Raw genomic sequence first — 2,898 nt, 5'->3', positions numbered from 1 at the left:
CCTTAGAGCATTTGTCCTGTTGCTGGGTATCCCGAGTGGAGCGTGCAGCGGCGTTTTCATTGCGGAAAACGCCCATAGATGCACAAGCCCTGCGCTACACCTACAGGAAAAATGCTCTAGCTCGCCRTCGCATTCCGCCGGAAGAGCACAATCGCCAGTCCCAGCATCAATACAGTAAATCCTGCAAGGGCGGCAATGTGGCCGGCTACAGTACCACGCATCTCGAATCCGATACCGCCCAGGGCAATCTGGGACAGATGATAGGTCGGCCATATCGGAGCAGCCGTCTGCAGCCAGTGCGGCAGCACCTTTACCGGCATCCACAAGCCGGAGCAGAAGCTCATCGGCAGATAGATCAGGTTCAGAATGCCAGGCGCAGCCTGCGGCGGCACCACCATCGCCAGCATAAGTCCCATGGAGGCAAACGGCAGGACCCCGCCAAGAATCGTGAGCGCCAGGTTTCGGATCTCCGGAGCTGTAATCACCACATGCCCCAACGTCAGGCCAAGGGTCAGCAGCAACACGAAGATAATCGTCGCGAAGGCAAACGCGGTGAGCAGCTTTGCCATCAGATACGCCGGTGCCGGCATGGGGCTGGCCTGTTTTACCTCCAGCCAACCGAGGTTGCGCTCATTCGAGAGCGTCACGCTGATGCCAAAGAGCGAACAGCCTACCAGGCCGAAGATCGCATACGTCGCCATCAGATACTTGCTCGCCGACAGCACTTCGTATCCCCTGCTGTTCACCACACCGAAGAGCAGATAGAACATCACCGGAAAGCCGATCGTCGCCAGGGTAAAAGTGCGGGCCCGCAACAGGCGTAGAAACTCGTACTTTGCCTCTTTGCGGTACAGCGGAAAACGGGGTGCTACAGTCATCGTCGTCATCGCTACTCTCCTTTGGTCAATGCTAGAAAGGCATCTTCAAGTGCGGGACTGCTGATCTCAAGGCTGTGCAGGCCGGTATCGAGCGCCAGCATCTGGCGCACGACATCTTCGACCTCACCGGAACGCACCACCGTGGTTCCGTGTTTTACCTCAACCGAGGTGACGCCGGGCAGGCGGCGCAACAGGTCCTCATCCAACGAAGTGACGCACTTGATCGTCCTTCCAGAGACCCTTGACTTGATCTGCGCCGGTGTTCCTTCGGCGATCACCATTCCCTTGTTGATCACCACGATGCGGTTCGCCAGGCTGTCCGCTTCTTCCAGATAGTGTGTCGTCAGCAGTACTGTCTTACCCCGGGCAGCAAGATCGCGCACCTGTTGCCACAGCCCATGGCGCGATTCAATATCCATGCCCACCGTGGGCTCATCGAGAAAGACAAGGTCAGGATCCCCGCAGATCGCCAGGGCAAACAACAGGCGTTGCTTCTGGCCTCCGCTCAATTGGCTGAACAGGCGATCTTCAATCCCAGCCAGACCGGCAACACGCACGATGTGCTCTACCGGCAGCGGTGTGGGATAGTAGCTGCGGAAGAGATCGAGATACTCCTTCACCTTCAGCGTCTCTGGCACTCGCGCCACCTGCAGCATCGCGCCAATGCGAGTCCGTGTCGCCGCATCGCGGGGATTCCCGCCAAAGACACGTGCCTCGCCGGTATCCGGACCAAGCAGTCCCAACAATAATTTGATTGCGGTTGTCTTTCCTGCACCGTTTGGTCCCAGCAGCGCTACTACCTCGCCAGCCCGGAGGGAGRGAGAAACCTCATCCAGGGCGCGATGCGCTCCATAGTTCTTTGTCGCTCCACGCAGGTACGCCACCTCAACTGCCGCCGGCGTTGAGACTGCGCTTTTCTCTTCCACTGCCACCATCGCCACACCTCCCAGAGATCGTCTTCAAACTCCTCAAGCATGGCGTTGATGCTCTGCCGGCAACAGTGCCGGATGTCACTCTTCGAGCATGACATTTGTCATGCTGACAAATGTCATGTCTTCGGCCTGACAACACACACTGTTTTCCCCCTCCGCGCTCCGCGATGCTTGAGTTCGTCAAGGAGAAACCGCGATGCCACTCAAGCTCTCTGCTCTCTGCCTTCTCTTCGCCGGCACACTCGCCGCGCAGCAGTGCTCTCCCATCACGGGCACGGTACACGATACTACCGGCGCGGTGATTCCGGATGCCACGCTGACGGTGGATACCAATCCAGCGATCGTCTCCGATGCTCAGGGGCACTTCTCTTTAGGCTGCATCAGCGGGAAACACACGCTGCTGATCGAGGCTGTCAGCTTCGCACCGCAGACGATCTCTCTGCCGGGCGCCGCGACGCTGAATATCACGCTGAAGCCCGAGACCGTCACGATGGCGGTCGATGCACAGATCGACGGCTCCGGTCTGGATACCAGTGCCGGCGAAGCCGCCGGATCACGCACCCTGAACCGCCAGGACCTCGCGCAGATGGCCGACGATCCCGACGATCTGCAGCGACAGTTGCAGGCACTCGCCGCTGTCTCCGGCGGTGCTCCCGGCGCAGCCACCATCACCGTAGACGGCTTCCAGAATGGCAGCCGTATGCCGCCCAAGTCGTCGATCGCCTTTGTCCGCGTGAATCCTGATCTCTTCTCTGCCGAATACGAGCGCCCTCCTTATGAGGGCGGGCGCATTGAGATCGTCACCCGGCCCGGTCAGGACAAGTACCACGGCTCACTCTTTCTCACTGACTCGGATACGCTGTTCAACGCCCGCGATCCCTTCGCCACCAGCCGCGCCTCCATCGGCAAGCGCCGTTACGGCTTCGATCTCTCCGGACCTCTGCTCTCCAAGAAGCGCGACTTCACACTCTCCCTGGAAAAGCGAGATATCGACGACTTCGCCGTCGTCAATGCCGTGAGTCTCGACGCCACAGGCAACCAGCAGATCGTCAATCAGAACGTCCCTACGCCACAGCGTCTATGGATGG

The 2,898-nt window shown here is 59.4% G+C and carries 3 protein-coding genes; 1 reads left to right on the top strand and 2 read right to left on the bottom strand.

Annotation, left to right across the window (positions count from 1 at the left end; translation table 11 throughout):
• Positions 1 to 116: 116 nt before the first annotated feature.
• Together AB4043_RS20970 and AB4043_RS20965 are read right to left on the bottom strand one after the other, a co-directional pair.
• Positions 117 to 887 (bottom strand): ABC transporter permease, encoded by a 771-nt coding sequence (locus tag AB4043_RS20970; protein WP_442307979.1) that lies wholly within the window; start codon positions 885 to 887, stop codon positions 117 to 119.
• Between the two features lie 2 nt (positions 888 to 889).
• Positions 890 to 1,813 (bottom strand): ABC transporter ATP-binding protein, encoded by a 924-nt coding sequence (locus AB4043_RS20965; RefSeq protein WP_442307978.1) that lies wholly within the window; start codon positions 1,811 to 1,813, stop codon positions 890 to 892.
• Between the two features lie 193 nt (positions 1,814 to 2,006).
• On the opposite strand from AB4043_RS20965, the gene AB4043_RS20960 reads away from it, so the two are divergent.
• On the top strand, positions 2,007 to 2,898 hold an 892-nt coding region (locus AB4043_RS20960; protein ID WP_442307977.1), incomplete at its 3' end, for a carboxypeptidase regulatory-like domain-containing protein.

Source organism: Terriglobus sp. YAF25 (assembly GCF_052113305.1).
Taxonomy (GTDB): domain Bacteria; phylum Acidobacteriota; class Terriglobia; order Terriglobales; family Acidobacteriaceae; genus Terriglobus.
The sequence above is the reverse complement of the archived record's forward strand: the minus strand, read 5'-3'. Positions and strand labels throughout refer to the sequence as shown.